This window comes from Vibrio sp. Vb0937 (assembly GCF_033338855.1).
Genome location: NZ_JAWOTK010000232.1, coordinates 1 through 1320, shown reverse-complemented (window position 1 = coordinate 1320; position 1320 = coordinate 1). Strand labels below are relative to the sequence as shown.

Genomic DNA, 1320 nt, shown 5'->3' with positions numbered 1-1320 from the left:
GCGTGAAGTTAGCACCGGTGGAAAAAGCGTGTGAAGCCATTCTCGAAGGTCATTGCCAACGCATAGACACCGCAGAATGTAATCAGCGTTTGATTCTGTTGGTGCTGGGTATTGGCTTGGAACAGAAGATGATTGAACACGCGCATCGTGAAGAGAAAAATGCTTTTGGGCAACTGGCGTATTTAACGGGCTTTTTTAACGCTGTTATTTCCGAAGAGGTGCAAACTCTGCAAGTAACCCTCGAAGGGCAGGCGGCGAGTGAACAAGGATGGGAGAGTCAGGAGATGGAGGTGCACAGCTTCGTCGTTGCCAACATCGCGCCATTCAGTACTGTGTTAGCGCAAGGTGGCGGCGCGCCGCAGCCAGATGATGGGACATTGCACATTACCTACCTTGATAACACTCAGTCGCTGGGTGGACGCCTAGTGGCGTTGTCGGATCTAACATTAACCAGCGTCGGTGCGCAGGATGAGTCGAATCTGTTTCAGTACGCGAGCGCGACAGGGGTAACGATTACTGCGGATAAGCCGATTGACTACGTCATCGACGGTGAGCTCTATTCTGACCGTCGTTTAGAGATCAAGATTCGTCCTCAGTCGCTTAATGTGTTTGTTCCCAGTTAACGTCGGTGTGAAGACGACTGCGAGTAGAGTCGAATACAAACTACAAACAACGACGCAAAAAACGTATCACTTGTGATGCGTTTTTTTTATATCGAACGTCGACTAATGGTGGATGCGAATAGATGCAGAAAGTAAGTAAAGTCTGTGTTGGTCGATGCGTAGAATAGACAAAGCAACAGATAGAAGGGCAAAAATAGAGAAGGTAAACGAAGGAAAAAGGTGAGCAGAGCTACTCACCTTGGGGTAAATGTTTTTCCAGCTCGTCGTTTTCGACTTGTAACGCCGCCACCCAGTACGAGATCAGCGCTGTTAAGTTGGCATCATCCAACTCTCGGAGGAGCTGTTTTAACTCACTCAGTAATTGCGCATTCATAAAATGCATCTCTTTATAATTACCGAGAGTAGCAATTCCCGTTTTGTTGGCGTGTTCTGCGATAAAGTCGTCGCCATTTTGATCAAAAAATAGATCGACCATTTTTTTGATCATCACTTTTTCTATTTTAACGAACCGATAGGCTGATCGAGCAATATTCATATGTGAATGAGGATCGACAAGCGGTAAACACGTTTGGCGATGGTGCGCCATTTTAATGAGTAATTCCCTTACTCGCGTATTATTCAATGTCATACTGACCTCTTTTTCAGTATTTCAGCATTATGCTTTGGTATGTGTGAATATTCATCAATGGTTCTGAAT

1 protein-coding gene and 1 pseudogene are annotated in these 1320 nt (G+C 45.6%); one reads left to right on the top strand and one right to left on the bottom strand.

The genetic code is table 11. From position 1 onward, the window contains the following. A pseudogene (locus R7P67_RS24695) lies at positions 1-623 on the top strand (hypothetical protein); the annotation flags it as partial. Positions 624-852: 229 nt separating this feature from the next. Here the strand turns inward: R7P67_RS24695 and R7P67_RS24690 are convergent. After that, a complete protein-coding gene (locus tag R7P67_RS24690) occupies positions 853-1251 on the bottom strand; it encodes a hypothetical protein (protein ID WP_005466483.1) in 399 nt (132 codons plus the stop codon). Positions 1252-1320 lie beyond the last annotated feature (69 nt).